The sequence below is a fragment of the Streptomyces longhuiensis genome (assembly GCF_020616555.1).
Classification (GTDB): domain Bacteria; phylum Actinomycetota; class Actinomycetes; order Streptomycetales; family Streptomycetaceae; genus Streptomyces; species Streptomyces longhuiensis.
Map to the genome: position 1 here is coordinate 3,262,683 of NZ_CP085173.1, position 21,491 is coordinate 3,284,173.

Genomic DNA, 21,491 nt, shown 5'->3' on the forward strand with positions numbered 1-21,491 from the left:
GTCGCCTCACTGCCCTGCCGTGCACACCGACCTCGCCCTGAAACCCTAGGGGATGATCGGCGCCCTCCTCGCCGTCCACGACGGCCGTACGGGCACGAGGACGAAGGCATGGGCGCCCGGGGTTCCGGATCGGCGGTATGCATGGGGCCTCTGTGACGAAACGCGCATATTCAGTCCGGTGGCCGCAATCCGGCGAGCGCGCAGTCGACGATCCGCGCCGAGAGGTCGTCGGCGAGCGGCGCGTCGGGCCGGATCATCGTGCGCAGCAGCATCGGCCCGACGATGAAGTCGTTGGCGAGCTCTATGTCGACGTCGGCGCGCAGCTCACCGTTCTCGACGCCGCGCCGCAGCACGTCGAACATGACGCGGCGGCGCGGCTCGATGACGGTGGCGTGGTACGCGTCCCAGAGCCTCGGCAGGCTCTTCATCTGCGCGAAGACGTTGTGCAGCAGGGCCGAGGAGCGGAGGGACACGCCCCGTCTGCGCAGGTGCTCCAGGAGGGTGATGAGGTCGTCGCGCATGGAGATGCCCGGCAGTTCGGGCTCGGGCTCCTCCATGATGCGCAGGACCTCGACGAAGAGCTCCTCCTTGCCGGACCAGCGCCGGTAGATGGTCGCCTTGCCGACGCCGGCGGTGCGGGCGATCCGCTCGATGGACAGCTCCGTGAGCGGGACACCGTCCTCGATCAGCTTGAGGACGCCCTCGACGATGGCCCGCTCGACGGCCTCGCTGCGCGGGCGCCCCCGCACCGCGCGCCCCGCATCCACGTCCACGACCACTCCGCCTCTCCGCCTTCCCGCCGCCCGGTGTAGCGGCGATTGTCTCAGCAGGTCACCGACCTGCCCGGACAGGTGCTGTCAGCGACTCACCCCGACGGTCTCCTCGGTGCTCTCCTCGGCCGTCGCCCGCGGCGGGCGACCCGGCAGGAACAGGACGGTGACGACGGCGCTGACCAGCGCGATCCCGGCCCCGCACAGGGCGGTCACGTGCATGGCGTGCAGGAAGGAGTCGTTGGCCGCGCCGACCAGCGCGTCACCGCGCGGGCCGAGCTTGGCCGCGATGCCGAGGGTGGCCTCGATGGACTCGCCGGCCGTGTGCCGCAGTCCGGCGGGCAGCAGGCCGAGCTTGTCCTCGATGCCGCTGCGGTACGCGGTGGACAGCACGGAACCGAGTACGGCGATACCCAGGGCGCCACCGACCTGGCGGAACGTGTTGCTGAGCGCCGACGCGGAGCCCGCCTTCTCGCGCGGCAGGGCCTGCATGATGACGACGCTGGTGGGGGTCATGACGTGCGCCATGCCCATGCCCATGAGGAAGAAGATGACCTCCAGGATCCAGATGGGCGTGTCCGCGTCGAGGATCGTGAACGCGGCGAGCATCGCGGCGAGGATCACCAGGCCGCCGGTCGTGACGGCGCGCACGCCGAAGCGGTCGACGACGAGCCGGGCACGCGGCGCGAAGATCAGCTGGGCGGCGGCGAGCGGCAGCATCAGGAGGCCGGTCTGCAGCGGCGAGTAGCCGCGCACGCTCTGGGTGTAGAAGACCGAGAAGAAGGTGACGCCCATCAGCGCGAAGAAGACGAGCGCGATCGCGGCGATCGCCGCGGAGAACACCTTGTTCTTGAAGTACGAGATGTCGATCGACGGGTGGTCGCTGCGCTTCTCGTACAGAACGAAGCCGACGAGGACGGCGAGTCCGGCCCCGCTGGTCAGGAGGACCGCGGGGTCCGTGAAGTCGGCGAGCTGGCCGCCCTTGATGATGCCGTAGACGAGCAGGACGAGTCCGACGACGGAGAGAGCGACGCCCACCAGGTCGATACGGCCCGGCTTGGGGTCGCGGGAGTCGGGCACGATGGCCAGCATCAGGACGACCGCGATGATCACGATCGGCACGTTGACCAGGAAGACCGAGCCCCACCAGAAGTGGTCGAGGAGCAGGCCTCCGGTGATGGGGCCGATCGCGATGGCGAGACCGACGCCGCCCGCCCAGATGCCGATGGCCTTGGGCTGCTCGTCGCGCTCGAAGACGTTCATGAGGACGGCGAGCGTCGCGGGCATCACGAAGGCCGCGCCGATGCCCATGACCGCCCGGAAGATGATGAGCTGGACCGGCGAGCCGGACTCGGCGGCGAGGGCGGAGCCGAGGCCGAAGACGACGAGGCCGCCGACGAGCACCTTCTTGCGCCCGAGCCGGTCGCCGAGCAGACCCGCGGTGAACAGCAGTCCGGCGAAGACCAGCGTGTAGGCGTTGATCGCCCACTCCAGCTCGCCCTGCGTGGCGCCGAGGCCCGTGGGGGCCGGGGTCGAGATCGTCTTGATCGCGACGTTCAGGATGGAGTTGTCGAGCACGACGATCAGCAGGCTGAGCATCAGCACGCCGAGGATCGCCCAGCGACGGCGGTGCACAGCCTCGGGTATGCGCGGCTGTGCGGGAACGGCAGGAGTGGTCATGAGGCTCAGCCTAAGGCCATTTCGATACGAGACCGTCTCGTATTGGAAGTCCTTAAGAAGACTTTACGAACCCGACGGGCGACCCGCTCGCGGGGTGACCCACCCGGCACCCGTCCCTCTAGCCATTCCTCGGCACGCGGTGCCACCATGGTGGGGATCCGGGGACGCCGTAAGGGCGCCTCGAGACAACAGAAGGAGCCGTTGCGATGACGCAGCTCTCGGCTGCCCAGAACACCCCCGACAGCAGCAGCAAGGCGCTGTACGGAGGCAAGAGCAACCGGCGCATCACGGTGCGCGACATCACGCTCGCCAAGGAACGCGGCGAGAAGTGGCCCATGCTCACGGCGTACGACGCGATGACCGCGTCCGTCTTCGACGAGGCCGGCATCCCGGTCATGCTCGTCGGCGACTCCGCGGGCAACTGTCACCTCGGGTACGAGACCACCGTGCCCGTCACCCTCGACGAGATGACGATGCTCTCGGCCGCCGTCGTACGGGGCACCAAGCGCGCCCTCGTCGTCGGCGACCTCCCCTTCGGCTCGTACCAGGAGGGTCCCGTACAGGCCCTGCGGTCCGCGACGCGCCTGGTCAAGGAGGCCGGGGTCGGCGCCGTGAAGCTGGAGGGCGGCGAGCGCTCCCTGCCCCAGACCGAGCTGCTCGTGCAGTCCGGCATCCCGGTCATGTCCCACCTGGGCCTCACCCCGCAGTCCGTGAACACGATGGGGTACCGCGTCCAGGGCCGCGGCGACGAGGACGCGCACCGACTGCTGCGTGACGCCAAGGCCGCGCAGGACGCCGGCGCGTTCGCCGTCGTCCTCGAACTGGTCCCGGCCGAGCTGGCCGCCGAGGTCACCCGGTCCCTGCACATCCCGACCGTCGGCATCGGCGCGGGCGCCGAGTGCGACGCCCAGGTCCTCGTCTGGACCGACATGCTCGGCCTCACCGGCGGCAAGATGCCGCGCTTCGTGAAGCAGTACGCGGATCTCCGCGGCGTCATGGGCGAGGCGGCGAAGGCCTTCGCGCAGGACGTGGTCGGCGGAACGTTCCCCCAGGAGGAGCACTCGGTCCACTGACCCGGACCACCTGAACCACAGTGGCACCACAGCAGCTCGCCGATCTTCCCCCGTCGGCGGGCTGCTGCCGTTTCCGCAACCCCTGTCGGCGTTCTGCAGGTGCCGTACGAGGGGCTGTCGGCCGCCTGTCGGTGGATTGTCGGTGGCACCTGGCACCTTGTACGTCATGACGCGAATCGACAAGAAGTCCCCGCACGGTGACGGCGGCCGGACTGCCTCCGTCACCGTGCGGGGGCTGGTCAAGCACTACGGCGAGACCAAGGCGCTGGACGGCGTGGACCTGGACGTGCACGAAGGCACGGTCATGGGTGTGCTCGGTCCGAACGGAGCGGGCAAGACCACCCTCGTCCGCTGCCTGTCCACCCTCATCACCCCCGACTCGGGCACGGCCTTCGTCGCCGGGTACGACGTGGCGAAGCAGCCCCGGCAGCTGCGCCGCGTGATAGGCCTCACCGGCCAGTACGCCGCGGTCGACGAGAAGCTCTCCGGCCGCGAGAACCTGTACATGATCGGCCGCCTCCTCGACCTGTCCCGCAAGGAGTCCCGCTCCCGCGCCGACGCGCTCCTGGAGCGGTTCTCCCTCACCGACGCCGCCACGCGCCCGGCGAAGACGTACTCCGGCGGCATGCGCCGCAGGCTCGACCTCGCCGCGTCGATGATCGGCAGCCCGGCCGTCCTCTACCTGGACGAGCCGACGACCGGCCTCGACCCGCGCACGCGCAACGAGGTGTGGAGCGAGGTCAAGCGCATGGTCGGCGACGGCGTCACCGTGCTCCTCACCACCCAGTACATGGAGGAGGCCGAGCAGCTCGCCAACGAGCTGACGGTCATCGACCGCGGCAAGGTCATCGCGGGCGGCGCCATCGACGACCTCAAGGCGAAGGTCGGCGGCCGCACCCTGCGCATCCGCCCGGCCGACCCGCTGGAGCTGCGGCCACTGGCCGCCGCCCTCGACGACATGGGCCTCACCGGCCTCGCCACGTCGACGGTGGACGCCGAGGCCGGCGCCGTCCTGGTCCCGATCCTCAGCGACGAGCAGCTCACCGCCGTGGTCGGCGCGGTCACCGCGCGCGGCATCACGATCGGCTCGATCGCCACCGAACTGCCCAGCCTGGACGAGGTGTTCCTGTCCATCACCGGCCAGAAGGCCAGTGCCCCGCAGGACGACACCCGTACCTCCGAGCTCGAAGGGGCCGCCGTATGAGCGCCACCACGCTGACGCCTCCCCTGAATCTCGAGGCCGACTCGCGCATCTCCCTGCGCTCCCACATCCGGCACACCGGCGCGCTGGTCCGCCGCAACCTGCTGTGGATCCGCCAGGACCCCGAGTCGATGTTCGACGCGGTCCTGATGCCGATCGTCTTCACGCTCCTGTTCGTGTACGTCTTCGGCGGCTCCATCGGCCAGGCGCTCGGCGGCGGCCAAGACCAGTACGTGCAGTACGTGGTCCCGGGCATGATGGCGATGATGAGCATGAACATCGCCATGGCGGTGGGCACGGGGTTCAACCAGGACTTCCAGAACGGCATCATGGACCGCTTCCGGACCCTGCCGATCGGTCAGGGCTCGGTCCTCTTCGCCAAGATCGTGGTGGAGCTGATGCGGCTCCTCATCGCGACGACGATCATGATGATCGTCGGCATCCTGGTGGGCTTCGACATCACGAACTGGCCCGGCCTGTTCGCCGCCGTGGGCCTCACCGCCCTCTTCGGCACGTCCATCATGTGGATCTTCCTGGTCCTCGGCGTCGTGATGAAGAGCGCCCAGGCCGTGCAGGGCATGGGCTTCCTGGTCCTGATGCCGCTGCAGTTCGGTTCGTCGATCTTCGCGCCGACGCAGTCGATGCCGGGCTGGCTCCAGGCCTTCACCGACTACAACCCGCTCTCCTCGCTCGCGGACTCCGCGCGCGGCCTGATGGTGGGCGGCCCGGTCGCGCACGACGTGTGGGTGACGGTGATCTGGTCCGCGGTCCTCACGCTCGTGATGGCCCCGATCGCGATCCACAAGTTCCGTACGAAGAACTGACGTTCAGCCGGATCGGAAGATCAACCACGATCGCGTCCCAGCAGGGCGGCGGCCTCGTCGAGAGACAGGTCGCCGCCCTCGGCGTAGGCGGACTCGTACGCGCGGTCCCCGATGACCTCACGGATCGCGGACTCGGCGGACGCGCGGGCGTCGCGCTCCAGGTAGGACCGCACATGCCGGGACGGAAGCTGTCCGTCGGCGGCGCCCATGAGGCGGGCGGCGTCGCGGGCGTCGGCCGTGTCGCCGCTCAGGTTCAGGGAGCGGGCGGCGGTGACCAGGTGCATGGCGGGCATGTGCGGGGCGATCACCAGGGACAGCGGATCCGTCGACAGCGCCAGGGCCTCGGTGACGCCGGCCAGGGCCTCCTCCGCGAGGCCGTCCTCCGAGTCGAGCCAGGCGTTCATCCCGACGATGAAGCCCCGGAAGACGACGAAATTCATCGCCTTGAACTCGTCCTGGAGGAGCCGCAGTTGCTCACGCGCCTCGGCGACCCGGCCGGTGGAGCCGTACCGCCCGGACAGGAACATGCGGGCGGCCGGCCAGGCCTCGTTCGTATGGCGCTTGCCGGGGTCGAGGATGCCGAGCAGCAGCTGCTCGCCGCGCTCGCCGTCACCGTCCTCGATGAGCGCCTGCCCGAGCCGCGCGTTCAGGATCGCCACCTGCGCCTGCGCGCCGAGGCGTTCGGCGCCCTCGATGGCGGCCGTGTAGTCCTCGGCCGCCGCGGCGTACGCGCCGCTGCGCTCATGGGCCTCGCCGCGCGCGGACAGCGCCTCGGCGACGCCCCACCGGTCGCCGAGCCGGGTGAACAGTTCGAGGGCCTCGTCCGCGTCCCGGACGGCGTCGCCCGCCCAGTCGCTGCGGTTGGCGAGGATGTTGGCCCGCAGCTGGAGCGTGAGGGCGAGCTCCCAGGTGTAGCCGAGTTCGCGGCAGGTCCGCACGGTGACGTCGGCGAGGTTCCACAGCGCCTCCATGTCGCCGCTCATCATCACCGCGTAGAACCAGAGGTTGCCCGGCGAGCGGCAGGTCTGCGGGAGGCCCGGACTGTACGCCTGCGCGATGGCGCGCAGCTTCGCGCCGCCCTCCTCCGTCTGCCAGGTCTCCATCTCCATGTCCATGTAGGCGAGCCGGAGCAGATGCACCCCGCGCCGCGCCTCCACGAGGAGTTCGGGGCCGAGCGGCGGCGGGACGTCGGTGCAGCGCTCGTGGAGCGGGGGCGCGGGGGTGGCGGGCGGGGTGAACGGGTCGGGGCCGAGCCCGGTGGCCTCCCGTGACCAGTTGCGGGCGTCGAGACGCAGGTCGCGCATCTGCCAGAACCAGGCCAGCGAGAGCACCAGGGAGAGGGTCTCCTGCTCGTCCCGGGCGGCGACGGCGTGCCGCAGGGCGGTGCGCAGGTTCTCGTACTCGCGTTCCAGGCGGGCGATGGCGGCGCGCTGGCCGTGACCGCGCAGTTGTGGGTCGGTGGTGCGGGCCAGTTCGCGGTAGTACGTGAGGTGGGCGCGCTCGGCGTCGGCCCGGTCGCCTGCCTCGTCGAGCCGGTCGCCGGCGTATTCGGCGACGGTCTCCAGGAGCCGGTAGCGCATGGCGCCGTCCTGGTCACGGGTGTCGTCCGCGGCGCGCGCGTCGCCCCCTTCGCCTTCCGCCTCAGGCTCGTCGCCGCCCCAAGGGGCCGCCACCACAAGGGACTTGTCCACGAGCGAGCCGATCGCGTCGAGGGCGCCGGGGCCGCACACCGCCTCGGCGGCCGCGAGGTCGCAGCCGCCGCTGAAGACCGACAGCCGGCGCAGGACGGTCCGCTCCTCCTCGTCGAGGAGGTCCCAGGACCAGTCGACGACGGCCCGCAGCGTCTGCTGGCGCGGCAGGACGGTGCGGGCGCCCGAGGTGAGCAGGCGGAAGCGGTCGTCGAGTCGGTCGGCGATCTGGCGGGGCGTGAGCATCCGCAGCCGGGCGGCGGCGAGTTCGATGGCGAGGGGCAGCCCGTCGAGGCGGCGGCAGATCTCGGCCGCGGCCCGCTCGTCGTCCCCGACCCGGAACCCGGGCCGCACGGCGGCGCCCCGCTCGCCGAACAGGCGCAGGGCGAACGGCTCCGGCAGCGGCTCCACCGGGTGCAGCAACTCGCCCGGCACGCCGAGGGGTTCGCGGCTCGTCGCGAGGACCGTCACGCCGGGGCACAGGCTGAGCAGCTGCTCGGCGAGGTGGGCGGCGGCCTCGATCACGTGCTCGCAGTTGTCGAGGATCAGCAGCATGCGGCGGTGCGCGCAGTGCTCGGCCAGGCGTACGAGCGGGTCCTCGCCGTGCCGGTCGGACGCGACCCGCAGCTCCTCGGCGCCGGCGCCGCGCAGCACGGTCTCGCGGGCCCCGAGCGCCGTGACGACCGCCTCCGGGACGGCGTCCGGGTCCTCGACGGGCGCGAGCTCGGCCAGCCACACGCCGTCCGGCAGATCCATGCCCTCGGCGGCCTCCTGGGACAGCCGGGTCTTCCCGGCGCCGCCCGGGCCGAGCAGCGTCACGAGCCGCACGCGTCCGAGGTCCTCACGGATCGCCCCGATGTCCCCGGTGCGCCCCACGAACGAGGTGAGCCGGGCGCGGAGGTTGCCGGTGGGGGCGGGTGCCCTGACGCGGGCGGACGGGCCGGCGTCCTGCGGGGAGGGGGCGGAGGGGTGCGGCGCAAGGAGGTCGGCGTGCAGGGCGCGCAGTTCCGGGCCCGGGTCGGTTCCCAGCCGCTCCGCGAGCTCGACGCGTACGCCCTCGTAGGCGGCCAGCGCCTCGGCCGTTCGGCCCGCGTCGCGCAGGGCGCGCAGCCGCAGCGCCTGGAGCGGCTCGTCGAGCGGATGCGCGTCGCACAGCGCGGTCAGTTCGGGCAGGGCGGTCTCGGCCGCGCCCAGCGCGAGTGACGCGGCGAGCCGGGTGCGCCGGGCGTCGAGGTGGAGGGCCTCCCAGCGGGCGGCGTCCGCCGAGCGGTCCGGCAGATCGGCCAGCGCGGGGCCGCGCCACAGGGCGAGCGCGTCGTCGAGGACGGCCGCGGCCTTGCCCGGGTCTTCGTCGGCCAGCGCCCGTACCCCGTCCCTCACGAGCCGGTCGAAGCGGAACAGGTCGATGTCCTCGGAGGTGGCGGCCAGCCGGTAGCCGCCGTCGAGCGAGTGCACCGCGTCGGCGCCGATCGCCCTGCGCAGCCGGCCCACGAGCGCCTGGAGCGCGCCGGTCGCGTCGGCGGGCGGTTCGGCGCCCCACACCTCGTCGGCGAGCACCTGCGGCGGGACGGTACGGCCGGGGCGCAGCGCGAGCACGGTCAGCAGGGCACGCAGCCGCGCCCCGCCGACGGGGACGGCCGTGCCGTCGTCGCGGAGTGCCTGTGTGGAGCCGAGGATGCGGTAGCGCACTGGCCCATTGTCCCCAAACGGGCCGCCGGACCGCGCCCGGGTTTCGGCGGGAGGGCGATCCGGGGCGTGGAGGATCGGTTTCGGCGGCGGGCAGCCACCCGTCGGGGCTGAGGCAGTGGGCACGATTTCGCCGGTTTCGCGGAACCCGGGGGCTGCCCCGGCACGTTCCCCCCACACCGCACCACCGATACGGTCAGCCCGTCGACCCCGCACCGCACCAGGCCGCACGCACCCCGGGAGCCATCCTCCATGACCACCGCCGCCACCCGTCGCAGCGATCGCAGGATCAGCCCCGTCTTCCTCGGTATCGCCGCCGTCACCGCTGTCGCCGGCTGGGCCGTGTGGACGGACTTCGCCGCGACGCCCGGCATCGCCGTCTTCCTGTTCGTGACGGGCGCCTGGATCGTCTCGCTCTGTCTGCACGAGTACGCCCACGCGCGCACGGCCCTGCACAGCGGCGACATCTCCATCGGCGCGAAGGGTTATCTGACCCTGAACCCGCTCAAGTACACGCACGCCCTGCTCAGCATCGTGCTGCCCGTCATCTTCGTGATCATGGGCGGGATCGGCCTGCCCGGCGGCGCCGTCTTCATCGAGCGGGGCCGGATCCGGGGCCGCTGGCGACACAGCCTCATCTCGGCGGCGGGCCCGCTGACCAACGTCCTGTTCGCCGTCGTGTGCACGGCGCCGTTCTGGCTGGGCGCGCTGAACGGGGTGCCGGACACCTTCCGCTACGCGCTCGGTTTCCTCGCCCTGCTCCAGGTGACCGCGGCGATCCTGAACTTCCTGCCGATCCCCGGCCTCGACGGCTACGGCGTCATCGAGCCCTGGCTGTCCCACAGCTTCCGGCGGCAGGTGGAGCCGTTCGCCCCGTTCGGGCTGCTCGCCGTCTTCGGCATCCTGTGGATTCCCGAGGTGAACGGGGTGTTCTTCGACGCGATCCACGCGATTCTGCGCTCCCTCGGAGTCACCGAGTGGGACACCTACTGGGGGCAGGAGTTCTATCGCTTCTGGCAGGGCACGCCTGAGATCCCCGTCGTCACGCAGTAGGCGCGACCGCCGCCTTCGCCTGCTTCTCCGCCTTGGCCCGGCGCACGTAGTACCAGGTCATGTTCGAGGTGAGGCCCGCGAGCAGCACCCAGACGATGCCGAGCAGGCTGCCCTGCACGAAGGCGACCACGGCGGCGGCCACCGAGAGGACGCAGACGACGAGAGCGTACAGAGCGAGGCGGGGCATGGGGGTCGGCTCCTGTCGGACGGAGAGGTCGTACGTCGACAAGTGTCCCCCATGCCCGCTTCGCGGCTGCACGTCGGCTCCGCGTGAGCCGGGTACCGCGGTGGCCGCGCTCTACACGTCGGTGATGCGCAGGCCCGCGTGTGCCTTGTAGCGGCGGTTCACCGAGATCAGGTTCGCGACCAGCGACTCCACCTGGTGCGCGTTGCGCAGGCGGCCCGCGAAGACTCCCCGCATGCCCGGAATACGGCCCGCCAGCGCCTGGACGATCTCCGTGTCCGCCCGCTCCTCGCCCAGCACCATCACGTCCGTGTCGATCTCGTCGATCGCCTCGTCCTGGAGGAGCACGGCCGACAGGTGGTGGAACGCCGCCGTCACCCTCGAATCCGGCAGCAGCGCCGCGGCCTGCTCCGCCGCGCTCCCCTCCTCCGGCTTCAGCGCGTACGCGCCCTTCTTGTCGAAGCCCAGCGGGTTGACGCAGTCGACCACGAGCTTGCCCGCGAGGTCCTCGCGCAGCGATTCCAGCGTCTTGCCGTGGCCCTCCCACGGCACCGCCACGATCACGATGTCGCTGCGGCGCGCGCACTCCGCGTTGTCCGCGCCCTCGACGCCCAGGCCCAGCTCGTCCGCTGCCGCCTCGGCGCGCTCCGCCGCGCGGGATCCGATGATCACCTTCTGGCCCGCCCGGGCCAGCCGGTACGCGAGCCCGCGGCCCTGGTCGCCCGTGCCGCCCAGCACGCCGACCACCAGGCCCGATACGTCGGGGAGGTCCCAGGGGTCCTTCGCGGGCGCCTTCTGCACACTGTCGGTAGAGGTCATACGGTGACCTTACTCAGGCGTACGGGCCAGTAGCACGGCGACCGGGATCCGTCTGAACGTGATCGTCTCGTACGCGCCGAAGTCTCCCGTCTCGTAGAGAAGTCCGACCGTCTCGTCGTCGGTCTGCACGAGATCCGAGTAGGCCGCGGGCAGGCCGTCCACCGTGTGGACCACTCGCCAGGTGACGCCCTCGTCCTCGCTCGCCCGCACGCTCATCAGTGCCCTGGACCCGGGGTCCGCCGGGCCCGCGAACAGCAGCACCTCCCCCAGCCTCAGCAGGCTCCCCTCCACCACCGGACCCACGAGGCCCGCCTGCGGCCGGAACGCCCTGACCAGGCTCTCGCCGCCGTCCTCCGATGTCGCGTCCGCCCTCGTGCCCGGCGCCGGCGAGTCGTTGCGGGCGTTGAAGTACAGCCGCCCGTCGGGCAGTTCGGCTGCCGTCGTCTCGTTCACGTTCACATAGCCGTCCGGGTGGTCGTCCACGTAGCCGAGCCGCCAGGTCCTCCCCCTGTCGTCGCTCAGCAGGCAGTGGCCTCCGTCGTACTTTCCCTCCGTGCCGGTGTCGCCCCCGGCGGGCGGGAGCGAGTGGTTGGCCGGCACCACCACGCGTCCGCTCCGTGTCTGGATCGCGTGGCCCGGGCCCGTGGCGTACCAGCGCCAGGCCTTCTCCTTCACCTGCGCCGTGATCTCCCTGGGTGCGGACCAGGTCACTCCCTCGTCGTCGCTGTGCTGCACCCAGATGCGGCGCCCGTCCTCGGGCACCACCTCGCCCCGTCTGATCGCCGCCTCTGTGGCCTGCGCCGCGTTCCGTACGTGGACGATCAGCACCCGTCCCGTGTCCAGGACCACCGGCGCCGGGTTTCCCGCCAGGTCGTCGCCGTTCGCCGCCACCACCTGGAGCGGGTCCCAGGTGCGGCCGCCGTCCGTGGATCTCTTCAGGACCACGTCGATGTTCCCGTGGTCCTCCCTCGACCCCACGCGCCCCTCGCAGAACGCGAGCAGCACGCCGGAGCGTGTCGTGACAGCCGCGGGGATCCGGAAACTCGCGTATCCCTCGCGCCCCGCGCGGAAGGGAACAGACGTCTCAGTCAGCACCCCCCATCCCTCCCCACCCAGAGGGAATTCCCGGTGAACTCGGCCTGACGAGTGGACGGTTGCGGCAGTATGCGCAGGCATGGACGCCGTACGGGTCGCACTGCTGCGGGAAGTACTCGCCGGGACCGAGTGGCTGGGCTCCGCGCGCCGCTTCGCGGGTGCGCTGCGGACCTCCGTCGTGCCGCATGGGGGTGGGCTGCTCCTCGTCGGCACGCCCGAGTACGAGCCGTGGCATCTCGCGGCGCATCTGGTGGACGAAGCCGCCTGGTCCGGCATGCCCGAGCTGTCGCCCACGCTCGTGCGGCACCGGGCGGGGGTGGGGGATCCCGCCCATCTCGCGGTGGGGCTCGGGCGCATCGAGGCGGCCCGGCGGGGCGAGACCCTGCTCGTCGTGGCGCCTGGGGCGCCCGGTGAGGAGTTGCTGGAGCGGGTGCATGACGCTCGGCGGGCGGGGGCCACGGTCCTGGCCATCGACTCGGGTGACCGTGATCTGCATGCCATGGCTCATGAGGCGCTCACGCCCGGGCCCGATCTCGACCTCGATACGGCGCAGCATCTGGTCAGCGCGGCGGCCGGCGAGAACCCTGTCGGGGGGCCGGCCCGGGGGCCTCGGCGGCGCTTCCGTGATCGGCTGTCCCGTCTCGCGGATCATCTGACCTCGCCGCCGCCCGCCGGGTGGTAGGGGCGCTTGAAGGGTGGGTGGGGGTGCTGGGGCGCCGGCGGGTGCGGGGTGGCGTCGGCCGTTGTGTTTTCGGGTGCGGGGCCGCGGGGGCATGTACGTGCTCGCTGTTCTACGGGTGCACGTCAGCTAGCTGATTGCCTGTACGTGGTGCTGGTGGCTCCGCGCGCACATGCCCCCACGTCCCCTCCCGTCTCGTCGGCGCCTCACGGCCGGTGGGGGTGCGCTTCTCGCTGACGCCCGGCCATGGCTCGTACGCGCCTGACCGTTCGGTGAGGGTGCGCTGCTCGCTGACGCCCGGCCATGGCTCGTACGCGCCTGACCGTTCGGCGGGGGTGCGCCATCCCTGACGCCCGGCCATGGCTCGTACGCGCCTGACCGTTCGGCGTTCGCAGGGGCTGCGCTGCTCGCTGGCGCCCGGCCGTGGCTCTTACGCGGCCAACCGTTCGGCGTTCGCAGGGGTGCGCTGCTCGCTGACGCCCAGCCCCGTCTCGTACGCTCCTGACCGTTCGGCGTTCGCAGGGGCTGTGCTGGTCCCTGGCGCCCGGCCTTGGCTCGTGCGGGGGTCGGTGGTGGCGGTGGGGCGCCCAGGCCGGGTGCGGCTCAGCCGTCCTTCGGGCGCCCCTCGGCGGCTTCAGGATTTGTCGTTCTCGTCCTTGGCCGTGGCGTCGTGCCACTTGGGGTCCGTCTCCCATTCGAGGTTTCGTTCACGCGCCGTCTCCATCGCGTGCTCCGCCTCGGCGCGCGTCGTGTACGGGCCGAAACGGTCCTTGTTGGGGCACTCGGGCCCCTCCTCGACCTTCTGGTGCTCCAGGCAGTAGTACCACTCGCCGGGCTTCCCGACGGTCCGCCTCTTGAACAGGGCCATCTGCGGCTCCTCTCGCCATGACCATGGTCCCCCACGGCCGCTCGTTACACTCGCTGGCATGTCTGGCCAGTCGCTGCTCGTACCAGGGGAGCTCTCTCCCACTCGTTCCGTACCCGGAAACATCCGGCGTCCCGAGTACGTGGGCAAGCCCGCGCCGACGCCGTACAAGGGTCCGGAGATCCAGACCCCGGAGACGGTCGAGGCCATGCGCCTCGCCGGCCGGATCGCCGCGCGGGCCATGGAGGAGGCCGCCAAGGCCATCGCGCCCGGTGTGACCACGGACGAGCTCGACCGGATCGCGCACGACTACATGTGCGACCACGGCGCGTACCCCTCGACCCTCGGCTACCGCAACTTCCCGAAGTCGCTGTGCACCTCCGTCAACGAGGTCATCTGTCACGGGATCCCCGACTCGACCGTCCTCAAGGACGGCGACATCGTCAACCTCGACGTCACCGCGTACATCGGCGGCGTCCACGGTGACAACAACGCGACCTATCTGGTCGGTGACGTCGACGAGGAGTCCCGGCTTCTCGTCGAGCGGACCCGTGAGTCCCTCAAGCGCGCCATCAACGCCGTCCGGCCCGGGCGTCAGATCAACATCATCGGCCGCGTCATCGAGTCGTACGCCAAGCGCTTCGGCTACGGAGTCGTGCGGGACTTCACCGGGCACGGGATCAACTCGTCGTTCCACTCCGGCCTGATCATTCCCCACTACGACAGCCCGCACGCCACCACCGTCATCCAGCCCGGGATGACCTTCACCATCGAGCCGATGCTGACGCTCGGCACCCACGAGTACGACATGTGGGACGACGGGTGGACCGTTGTCACCAAGGACCGCAAGCGGACCGCTCAGTTCGAGCACACGCTCGTTGTCACCGACACCGGTGCGGACATCCTCACTCTGCCCTGACGCGGAATCGCCCGTAGGCCCGTCCCTCTGCGGGGCGGGCCTTTTGTGTTGCCCCGGTCGGCGATCGGGGTAGCGTTTTTACCGACAGGGCGTCGGGAACCTGGTAGGTTAGGCAAGCCTAAGTTTAGCGATCTGGAGGCCTCATGGACACGCCGTTCTCCACCCTGATCCGCACCGCCTCCCACGAGCAGCACACAGAGGCCGAGAGCACCACGTTCATGAGCGACCTCCTCGGCGGAGCCCTCGGCGTCGACGCCTACGCCCGGTACACCGAGCAACTCTGGTTCGTCTACCGGGCCTTGGAGGAGGCGGCGGAAGGGCTGGAAGCGTCCGCCGTCGCCGGTCCGTTCATCCAGGCCGAGTTGTTCCGGGTTCCCGCCATCGAGCGGGATCTGGCCCACCTGAGGGGGGCCGGATGGCGCGACGGCCTTTCCGCGCTGCCGGCCACGCAGGCCTACGCCTCACGCGTCGCCGACTGCGCCCAGGACTGGCCCGGCGGCTACGTCGCCCACCACTACACCCGGTACCTGGGGGATCTGTCCGGCGGCCAGATAATCCGCGACAAGGCCGAGAAGAACTGGGGCTTCGCCCGCAAGGGAGACGGCGTCCGGTTCTACGTGTTCGAGGGCGTTCCGAACCCCGCCGCCTTCAAGCGGAGTTATCGCGTCCTGCTTGACGAGGTTCGTGTCGAGGAGCTCGAGAAGCTGCGCATGGTGGCCGAGTGCAAGCGGGCGTTCGCCCTCAACACCGCCGTCTTCAGGGCTCTTGGCGAGGAGTTCAGCAGCGCCGCCTGATCAGGTCAGGCGGACCCTGCCACCCACTTCGATCAGGCCTTCGGGCTGGGGGGCCGTGAGGATCTGGGAGCCCTTGCCCTGTGTGATGTTCAGGGCTCTGTGCAGGTGCGCCGTGAGCAGGAGTGCCGCCGCTCCCGTCGCCTCGTCCTCGTCGATTCCGTCGTTCCTGCCCGGGAACGCCCGGGCTCTCACCCTTCCCGCCGCCGCGTCCTCCCACGCCCAGGCGTAGATCCACTCCCCCGGCGGGGGGACCTGGAGCTTCTCCACCTCCGCCGCCGAGCCGTACTCGCGCAGCGTCCGCGGCGGCGCCCACTCCGGTCGCGCCTCGATCCAGGTGAACTCCCCGTCCAGTCGTGTGCCCACCACTCCCGCGGGCGTGACCAGTTCGGGTACGTCCAGGAGCCAGGCCGTGCCGACGCACGGGTGTCCGGCGAAGGGCAGGCGCGTGGTCGGCGTGTAGATGTCGATGACGCCGCGCTCGGGGTCGTCCACGAACACCGTCTCGCTGAAGCCCAGCTTCGCCGCCAGCGCCTGCCGCTCGCCCTCGTCGGGGACGTCGCTTCCCTCTCGTACGACTCCGAGCTCATTGCCGTGGTCGCCGTGGGGGCCGCAGAAGACTCGGAGCACGTCGTAGTCCGTCACCAGGACAGTCAATCATTCGAGGGGAGGCCGTGGGTTTTTGCCTTCCCTTTACCGGCCTTCGGGTCGCCCATGGGTCGCTCGTAGCCGGGGCGCGATCGGTGCCTTTCTTGTGAGAGCTGAATCACTGGACCCCTGGGTAGCACTGAGGTAAGCCTCGGTTAAGTTAGGTCCGCCTCACTCACTGTGCCTCACCGTCTTGGAGCCCGTATGCGAGCCGTCCGACTCACTGTTGTCACCGCCGCCGCCACCGCGGCGACCCTGGCCGCCGTCACGGGCTGCACCCAGAAGAGCGACGCCAAGTCCGGTGGCGACCACGTCGTCGAGGTCACCGCCACGGACGACAAGTGCGATGTCTCCAAGACCGAGTTCCCGGCCGGCCATGTCGAGCTGTCCATAGAGAACAAGGGCTCCAAGGTCACCGAGGTCTACGTCCTGTTCCCGGACGACCGGATCGTCAGCGAGCGCGAGAACATCGGCCCCGGCACCAAGCAGAAGCTCACCGCCGAGGTGAAGGCCGGCTCGTACGAGATCGCCTGCAAGCCCGGCATGAAGGGCGACGGCATCCGGCAGAAGGTGACCGTCACCGGCGGCAAGGCCGTCAAGCGTGACGCCCGTCTGGACAAGGCCGTCGCCGCCTACCGGACGTACGCGCAGGAGCAGGCCGACGAGACGCTGCCCAAGGTCACGACGTTCACCGACGCCGTGCGCAAGGGTGACCTGAAGGCCGCGCAGGCCGCGTACGCGCCGTCCCGTATCGGCTGGGAGCGCACCGAGCCCGTCGCCGAGTCCTTCGGTGACATCGACCCGAAGGTCGACGTCCGCGCGGACGGCCTGGAGGAGGGGCAGGACCCGAAGACGGACTGGACCGGCTGGCACCGCCTGGAGAAGGCGCTGTGGCAGGACAAGAAGATCGGGGCGCGGGAGAAGGAGCTGGCGACGCAGCTCGACAAGGACCTCAAGGACTGGCAGACCCGCGTCGGCAAGGCGGACATCACGCCGACCTCCATGGCCAACGGCGCCAAGGAGCTCCTCGACGAGGTCGCCACCGGCAAGGTCACGGGCGAGGAGGAGCGCTACTCGCACACCGACCTCGTCGACTTCAAGGCCAACGTCGAGGGTGCCGAGAAGGCGTACGACCTGCTCAAGCCCGTCGCCGCGGAGAACGACGCCGCGCTGACCAAGGAGCTCGACAAGCAGTTCGCCGCCCTGGACACGCTGCTCGACAAGTACCGCAAGGACAAGACCTCCTACGAGTTCACCTCCTACGACAAGGTCGGCAAGGCGGACCGCAAGGAGCTCTCGGACGCCGTGAACGCGCTCGCGGAGCCGCTGTCCAAGCTCGCCGCAGCCGTCGTCGTCAAGTAACCCTCCGGGTACTCAGGTAAGGGGTCAGGAATGACGGACACCGCCGCCGATGTCTCGGTCGGGTCGGACAACGCCCGTACACCGTCGCGCCGTTCGCTGCTCGCGGTCGGCGGGGCCGGGCTCGCGCTCGGTGCCGCCGCCGCGGGGGGCGCCGTCGCCGTGACGCGGACCGGTGACGATCCGCAGCCGGTCGCCGACTCGGGCGACGCCGTGTCGTTCCACGGCGCGCACCAGGCCGGAATCGCCACCGCCGTGCAGGACCGTCTGCACTTCGCGTCGTTCGACGTGAAGACCGACGACCGCGACGAGTTCGTGCAGCTCCTGAAGGACTGGACGAAGGCCGCGTCCCGGATGACGGAGGGGCACGCGGTCGGTGAGGGCGCGTACGGCGGGCTGCCCGAGGCGCCGCCGGACGACACCGGCGAGGCGCTCGGCCTCAAGCCGTCCCGGCTCACCCTCACCATCGGCTTCGGCCCGTCCCTGTTCGAGAAGTTCGGGCTTGCGGACCGGCGGCCGGAGGCTCTCGTCGACCTGCCGAAGTTCCCCGGCGACAATCTCGACAAGGCCCGCAGTGACGGCGACCTGTGCATTCAGGCCTGCGCCGACGATCCGCAGGTCGCCGTGCACGCCATCCGCAATCTCGCCCGCATCGGCTTCGGCAAGGTCGCCGTCCGCTGGTCCCAGCTCGGCTTCGGCAAGACGTCCTCGACCACCCCGGACGCGCAGACCCCGCGCAACCTGATGGGCTTCAAGGACGGCACCCGCAACATCGCCGGCACCGAGAAGGCCCGTCTGGACGAGCACGTGTGGGTCGACGCCAAGGACACGGACGCCAACTCGTCCTGGATGACCGGGGGTTCGTACCTCGTCGCGCGACGCATCCGGATGAACATCGAGACGTGGGACCGTACGTCGCTCCAGGAGCAGGAGGACGTCTTCGGCCGCGACAAGGGCGAGGGCGCCCCGGTCGGCAAGGCCAAGGAGCGCGACGAGCCGTTCCTGAAGGCGATGAAGCCGGACGCGCACGTGCGGCTCGCGCACCCCGACTCCAACGCGGGGGCGACCATCCTGCGCCGCGGCTACTCCTTCACCGACGGCACGGACGGCCTCGGCCGTCTGGAGGCCGGCCTGTTCTTCCTGGCCTACCAGAAGGACGTGCGCAAGGGGTTCATCCGCGTGCAGCGCAACCTGTCGCGCAGCGACGCGCTCAACGAGTACATCCAGCACGTGAGTTCGGCCGTCTTCGCCGTCCCGCCGGGCGTCCGGGACTCCGGCGACTGGTGGGGCCGGGCGCTGTTCTCCAAGGAGGCATGAGGACACGATGTTCGGCAACTACCTGATCGGTCTGCGCGAGGGACTCGAGGCCAGCCTCGTCGTCTGCATCCTCATCGCGTACCTGGTGAAGACGGACCGGCGTGACGCGCTGCGTCCCATCTGGATCGGCATCGCCATCGCGGTCGCCGTGGCGCTCGGCTTCGGTTTCGCGCTGACCTTCGGCTCGCAGGAGCTGACGTTCGAGGCGCAGGAGGCGCTCGGCGGTTCGCTGTCGATCGTCGCCGTGTGCCTGGTGACGTGGATGGTCTTCTGGATGCGGCGTACGGCGCGGCACCTGAAGTCGGAGCTGCACGGCAAGCTGGACGCGGCGCTCCAGATGGGCACGGCCGCGCTGGTCGCGACCGCGTTCCTGGCGGTGGGCCGTGAGGGTCTGGAGACCGCCCTGTTCGTATGGGCGTCGGTGCGCGCGTCGAACGACGGCACGCACGGGCCGCTGATCGGTGTCCTGCTGGGCCTGCTGACGGCCGTCGTCCTCGGCTGGCTGTTCTACCGGGGCGCCCTGCGGATCAACCTGGCGAAGTTCTTCACGTGGACCGGCGGCATGCTGGTGATCGTGGCGGCGGGCGTCCTCGCGTACGGCGTGCACGACCTCCAGGAGGCGCAGTTCCTGGGCGGCCTGTCCAGCAAGGCGTTCGACGTCAGCGCGACGATTCCGCCGGACAGCTGGTACGGCACGCTCCTCAAGGGCGTGTTCAACTTCCAGCCCGATCCGACGGTCCTCCAAGTCGTCGTCTGGCTGCTGTACTTGATCCCGACGCTCGCGGTGTTCCTCGCGCCCGCCGGTTTCCTGTCCCGGAAGGCGAAGTCCGAGGCACAGTCGCCCCGCGAGTCCGCCAAAGCCTGATCCGGACGCTCGCGCCGCTCCCCTCCCCGATAGGGTTCGGGCCCGGGAAGGGGAAGGTGAAGAGAACCGATGAGCAAGCTCCTCCGCAGGCCTCGTGGTCTCAGGAAGCCGGTTACGGCGGTGGCCCTCGCGACCGCCGTGGCGCTGACGGCGAGCGGGTGTGTGACGGTGCACGGGGAGCGGGAGGTCCTCCCGGCGGCCACCAAGGCCGAGGCCGCCCGCGCCCTGAAGGATTTCACCACCGCGTACAACAAGGCCGACAAGGCGTACGACGGGTCCCTCGACGAGGACCATGTGACGGGCGCGCTCGGCGCGATCGACGCCGCCAAGCTGAAGGCCGGGCACACCAATTACCCCGACGGCAACCCCAACCACTCGGATCTGGAGCTGTCGGACGCCGAGTTCACCATCCCCAAGAAGGCGGGCTGGCCCCGCTGGTTCGTCGCGAACACGAAGGCGAACCGGGGCGGCGACTTCCGGTGGATGCTCGTCTTCACCCGCGACGATGTGAACCGGCCCTGGCGGGTGGCGTATCTGACCCTCATGTCGCCCGGTGACGTCCCCGAGTTCAAGACGGACAAGGACGGCTGGGCGCGGCCCGTGACGGCGGACGCCGCGGGGCTCGCGGTGGCGCCGCAGGACATGAGCCGCAAGTACGCGACGTATCTGAAGGACGGCGGCGACGGTTTCGCTCCGGGCCGGCACACGTCGCAGTGGCGGACCACGCGGGAGAAGAACGCGAGCCGTCCGGGTCTCGCCCGGCAGTACGTCGACGAGCCGATGACGTCGGGCGACTACGCGCCGTTGGGTCTGCGGACCGCGGACGGCGGGGCGTTGGTGTTCTTCGCGACGCACCACTACGAGAAGCAGACGGCGTCCAAGGGCCTGAGCATCACGGTCGACAACGAGAACGTGAAGGCCCTGATGACCGGCGACGTCAAGCAGTCGCTGACGCTGGAGCGCGTCTCGAACCAGGTCGCCGTCGACCCGGCCAAGGGCGGCGACGTCGAGATACTGACACGGCTCGAAGGCCTGACGGGCGCGAAGGGAAGCTAGGCGCCGGAGCCCGGGGACGCTCCGTGGGCTTCCGGCCTTCGCGCGTCAGCCGCGCGAGGGCCAGGCTGTCGTGAAGTCCTTCTCCTCGCCCACGTAGCGTGCGCAGGCGTCCGTGAGGGCTTCGAGCAGGGTGAGCGGGTCCGGCAGCGGGTGTTCGAGGCCGCGCAGCCAGTCGACGGTCAGGTCACCGGGGAGCCGGGCGGGCGGCACCGGGACGTACGAGCCGCGGCAGTGCCAGCGCAGGCCGGGGTGCTCGTCCATCGTCTCGGGGTGGCAGTCCAGCTCGCAGGGCCACCACTCGTCCTCGTCCTCGGGGGTGCCGCGGGTGGCGGTGAAGAAGAGCATGCGGTCGCCGCCGGACTCGGCGACGGGGCCGACGTCGATGCCCGCCGCGAGGAGGCGTTCGAGGGCTTCGCGGCCCGCCTCCAGGGGGACGTCCAGGACGTCGTTGACCATGCCGGTCGCGGTGATGAAGTTGGCCTGCGGCTGGTGCCTGGCCCAGCGCTCGATCTGGCCGCGGTCCGTCGTGGACTGCGTCTGCCAGGCGAACGAGACGGGGTGCCTGCCGGGCGTGGGACAGCCGATGCGGCTGCACGAACACCGGTAGTCGGTGGGGTACGCGGCGGGTGCGAGCGGCAGTCCCGCGTCGGCCGCCGCCAGGAGCAGCGCCTCGCGGCCGTCGTCGCCCTCGGCCTCCTTGGGGCGCCTGGCGCGCAGCCACTGGGAGATCCTGCCCTGTCCGCCGGACCGGCGGCCGTGCTCCGCGCCCATCAATCCCCTCACCTCGCCGTAGTACCGGAAAGCATGTCCCATGGTCGCACCATCCTGCGCCGCGGGTGGCCACAGTCCACATCCGGGGTACCCGGGACGATGCCGAGCGATACGAGACGCGGAAGATAATCGGGTGTCATTAGCGGGT

General features: G+C 70.7%; 20 protein-coding genes. 11 read left to right on the forward strand and 9 right to left on the reverse strand.

What is annotated here, in order from left to right; translation table 11 throughout:
* Nucleotides 1–170: 170 nt before the first annotated feature.
* Together LGI35_RS15195 and LGI35_RS15200 are read right to left on the reverse strand one after the other, a co-directional pair.
* A complete protein-coding gene (locus tag LGI35_RS15195) occupies nucleotides 171–773 on the reverse strand; it encodes a TetR/AcrR family transcriptional regulator (RefSeq protein WP_227294373.1) in 603 nt (200 codons plus the stop codon).
* A gap of 84 nt (nucleotides 774–857) precedes the next feature.
* Nucleotides 858–2,450, reverse strand: coding sequence for an MFS transporter (locus tag LGI35_RS15200; protein ID WP_227294374.1), 1,593 nt, complete (start codon nucleotides 2,448–2,450; stop codon nucleotides 858–860).
* A 206-nt stretch (nucleotides 2,451–2,656) separates the two neighbouring features.
* On the opposite strand from LGI35_RS15200, the gene panB reads away from it, so the two are divergent.
* The 3 genes from panB (at nucleotide 2,657) to LGI35_RS15215 (ending at nucleotide 5,548) form a co-directional block, all read left to right on the forward strand.
* Nucleotides 2,657–3,523: a 3-methyl-2-oxobutanoate hydroxymethyltransferase gene (gene panB, locus LGI35_RS15205; RefSeq protein WP_227294375.1), complete on the forward strand. Its 867-nt coding sequence runs from the start codon at nucleotides 2,657–2,659 to the stop codon at nucleotides 3,521–3,523.
* Nucleotides 3,524–3,689: 166 nt separating this feature from the next.
* Nucleotides 3,690–4,727 (forward strand): ATP-binding cassette domain-containing protein, encoded by a 1,038-nt coding sequence (locus LGI35_RS15210; protein ID WP_227294376.1) that lies wholly within the window; start codon nucleotides 3,690–3,692, stop codon nucleotides 4,725–4,727.
* Nucleotides 4,724–5,548 carry an ABC transporter permease gene (locus LGI35_RS15215; RefSeq protein ID WP_227294377.1) on the forward strand — a complete coding sequence of 275 codons (825 nt, stop codon included), beginning with the start codon at nucleotides 4,724–4,726 and terminating at the stop codon, nucleotides 5,546–5,548. The genes LGI35_RS15210 and LGI35_RS15215 overlap by 4 nt, the downstream gene beginning before the upstream one ends.
* A 20-nt stretch (nucleotides 5,549–5,568) precedes the next feature.
* Here LGI35_RS15215 and LGI35_RS15220 read toward each other — a convergent pair whose 3' ends face one another.
* Nucleotides 5,569–8,925: an AfsR/SARP family transcriptional regulator gene (locus LGI35_RS15220; protein ID WP_227294378.1), complete on the reverse strand. Its 3,357-nt coding sequence runs from the start codon at nucleotides 8,923–8,925 to the stop codon at nucleotides 5,569–5,571.
* Nucleotides 8,926–9,174: 249 nt separating this feature from the next.
* On the opposite strand from LGI35_RS15220, the gene LGI35_RS15225 reads away from it, so the two are divergent.
* On the forward strand, nucleotides 9,175–9,975 hold the full coding sequence (locus LGI35_RS15225; RefSeq protein ID WP_227294379.1) for a site-2 protease family protein: 801 nt from the start codon (nucleotides 9,175–9,177) through the stop codon (nucleotides 9,973–9,975).
* On the opposite strand, the gene LGI35_RS15230 is transcribed toward LGI35_RS15225, so the two are convergent.
* From LGI35_RS15230 to LGI35_RS15240, 3 genes are all read right to left on the reverse strand, one after another.
* The gene (locus LGI35_RS15230; RefSeq protein ID WP_227294380.1) at nucleotides 9,965–10,162 is read right to left on the reverse strand and encodes a hypothetical protein; all 198 of its coding nucleotides are present in this window, start codon (nucleotides 10,160–10,162) and stop codon (nucleotides 9,965–9,967) included. The two genes, LGI35_RS15225 and LGI35_RS15230, sit on opposite strands and share 11 nt — an antisense overlap.
* A gap of 111 nt (nucleotides 10,163–10,273) precedes the next feature.
* A complete protein-coding gene (npdG, locus tag LGI35_RS15235) occupies nucleotides 10,274–10,978 on the reverse strand; it encodes an NADPH-dependent F420 reductase (RefSeq protein WP_227294381.1) in 705 nt (234 codons plus the stop codon).
* A gap of 9 nt (nucleotides 10,979–10,987) precedes the next feature.
* Nucleotides 10,988–12,070 (reverse strand): sialidase family protein, encoded by a 1,083-nt coding sequence (locus tag LGI35_RS15240; RefSeq protein ID WP_227300311.1) that lies wholly within the window; start codon nucleotides 12,068–12,070, stop codon nucleotides 10,988–10,990.
* Nucleotides 12,071–12,152: 82 nt separating this feature from the next.
* On the opposite strand from LGI35_RS15240, the gene LGI35_RS15245 reads away from it, so the two are divergent.
* Nucleotides 12,153–12,755, forward strand: coding sequence for a hypothetical protein (locus LGI35_RS15245; RefSeq protein ID WP_227294382.1), 603 nt, complete (start codon nucleotides 12,153–12,155; stop codon nucleotides 12,753–12,755).
* 631 nt (nucleotides 12,756–13,386) lie between these two features.
* On the opposite strand, the gene LGI35_RS15250 is transcribed toward LGI35_RS15245, so the two are convergent.
* Nucleotides 13,387–13,620, reverse strand: coding sequence for a hypothetical protein (locus LGI35_RS15250; RefSeq protein ID WP_227294383.1), 234 nt, complete (start codon nucleotides 13,618–13,620; stop codon nucleotides 13,387–13,389).
* Between the two features lie 58 nt (nucleotides 13,621–13,678).
* Here LGI35_RS15250 and map point away from each other — a divergent pair, with 58 nt between their 5' ends.
* Together map and LGI35_RS15260 are read left to right on the forward strand one after the other, a co-directional pair.
* Nucleotides 13,679–14,536 carry a type I methionyl aminopeptidase gene (gene map / locus LGI35_RS15255; protein WP_116502386.1) on the forward strand — a complete coding sequence of 286 codons (858 nt, stop codon included), beginning with the start codon at nucleotides 13,679–13,681 and terminating at the stop codon, nucleotides 14,534–14,536.
* Nucleotides 14,537–14,679: 143 nt separating this feature from the next.
* A complete protein-coding gene (locus LGI35_RS15260; RefSeq protein WP_227294384.1) occupies nucleotides 14,680–15,330 on the forward strand; it encodes a biliverdin-producing heme oxygenase in 651 nt (216 codons plus the stop codon).
* Here the strand turns inward: LGI35_RS15260 and LGI35_RS15265 are convergent, their stop codons facing one another.
* Nucleotides 15,331–15,972, reverse strand: a complete 642-nt coding sequence (locus LGI35_RS15265; protein WP_227294385.1) for a PhzF family phenazine biosynthesis protein — start codon at nucleotides 15,970–15,972, stop codon at nucleotides 15,331–15,333.
* A gap of 207 nt (nucleotides 15,973–16,179) precedes the next feature.
* Between LGI35_RS15265 and efeO the strand changes: the two genes are divergently transcribed.
* From efeO to LGI35_RS15285, 4 genes are all read left to right on the forward strand, one after another.
* Nucleotides 16,180–17,337, forward strand: a complete 1,158-nt coding sequence (efeO, locus tag LGI35_RS15270) for an iron uptake system protein EfeO (protein WP_227294386.1) — start codon at nucleotides 16,180–16,182, stop codon at nucleotides 17,335–17,337.
* 30 nt (nucleotides 17,338–17,367) lie between these two features.
* On the forward strand, nucleotides 17,368–18,651 hold the full coding sequence (efeB, locus tag LGI35_RS15275) for an iron uptake transporter deferrochelatase/peroxidase subunit (protein WP_227294387.1): 1,284 nt from the start codon (nucleotides 17,368–17,370) through the stop codon (nucleotides 18,649–18,651).
* Between the two features lie 7 nt (nucleotides 18,652–18,658).
* On the forward strand, nucleotides 18,659–19,516 hold the full coding sequence (efeU, locus tag LGI35_RS15280; RefSeq protein WP_227294388.1) for an iron uptake transporter permease EfeU: 858 nt from the start codon (nucleotides 18,659–18,661) through the stop codon (nucleotides 19,514–19,516).
* A gap of 69 nt (nucleotides 19,517–19,585) precedes the next feature.
* The gene (locus LGI35_RS15285; protein ID WP_227294389.1) at nucleotides 19,586–20,572 is read left to right on the forward strand and encodes an SCO2278 family lipoprotein; all 987 of its coding nucleotides are present in this window, start codon (nucleotides 19,586–19,588) and stop codon (nucleotides 20,570–20,572) included.
* A gap of 45 nt (nucleotides 20,573–20,617) precedes the next feature.
* Here the strand turns inward: LGI35_RS15285 and LGI35_RS15290 are convergent, their stop codons facing one another.
* Nucleotides 20,618–21,343: a bifunctional DNA primase/polymerase gene (locus LGI35_RS15290; RefSeq protein ID WP_227300312.1), complete on the reverse strand. Its 726-nt coding sequence runs from the start codon at nucleotides 21,341–21,343 to the stop codon at nucleotides 20,618–20,620.
* Between the last annotated feature and the right edge of the window lie 148 nt (nucleotides 21,344–21,491).

Coding starts and splice junctions, on each gene's coding strand:
- panB (WP_227294375.1), top strand. CDS start 2,657: ATGACGCAGCTCTCGGCTGCCCAGAACACCCCCGACAGCAGCAGCAAG.
- LGI35_RS15210 (WP_227294376.1), top strand. CDS start 3,690: ATGACGCGAATCGACAAGAAGTCCCCGCACGGTGACGGCGGCCGGACT.
- LGI35_RS15215 (WP_227294377.1), top strand. CDS start 4,724: ATGAGCGCCACCACGCTGACGCCTCCCCTGAATCTCGAGGCCGACTCG.
- efeU (WP_227294388.1), top strand. CDS start 18,659: ATGTTCGGCAACTACCTGATCGGTCTGCGCGAGGGACTCGAGGCCAGC.
- npdG (WP_227294381.1), bottom strand. CDS start 10,978: ATGACCTCTACCGACAGTGTGCAGAAGGCGCCCGCGAAGGACCCCTGG.
- LGI35_RS15245 (WP_227294382.1), top strand. CDS start 12,153: ATGGACGCCGTACGGGTCGCACTGCTGCGGGAAGTACTCGCCGGGACC.
- LGI35_RS15290 (WP_227300312.1), bottom strand. CDS start 21,343: ATGGGCGCGGAGCACGGCCGCCGGTCCGGCGGACAGGGCAGGATCTCC.
- LGI35_RS15225 (WP_227294379.1), top strand. CDS start 9,175: ATGACCACCGCCGCCACCCGTCGCAGCGATCGCAGGATCAGCCCCGTC.
- map (WP_116502386.1), top strand. CDS start 13,679: ATGTCTGGCCAGTCGCTGCTCGTACCAGGGGAGCTCTCTCCCACTCGT.
- LGI35_RS15285 (WP_227294389.1), top strand. CDS start 19,586: ATGAGCAAGCTCCTCCGCAGGCCTCGTGGTCTCAGGAAGCCGGTTACG.
- efeO (WP_227294386.1), top strand. CDS start 16,180: ATGCGAGCCGTCCGACTCACTGTTGTCACCGCCGCCGCCACCGCGGCG.
- LGI35_RS15260 (WP_227294384.1), top strand. CDS start 14,680: ATGGACACGCCGTTCTCCACCCTGATCCGCACCGCCTCCCACGAGCAG.
- LGI35_RS15200 (WP_227294374.1), bottom strand. CDS start 2,450: ATGACCACTCCTGCCGTTCCCGCACAGCCGCGCATACCCGAGGCTGTG.
- LGI35_RS15230 (WP_227294380.1), bottom strand. CDS start 10,162: ATGCCCCGCCTCGCTCTGTACGCTCTCGTCGTCTGCGTCCTCTCGGTG.
- efeB (WP_227294387.1), top strand. CDS start 17,368: ATGACGGACACCGCCGCCGATGTCTCGGTCGGGTCGGACAACGCCCGT.
- LGI35_RS15250 (WP_227294383.1), bottom strand. CDS start 13,620: ATGGCCCTGTTCAAGAGGCGGACCGTCGGGAAGCCCGGCGAGTGGTAC.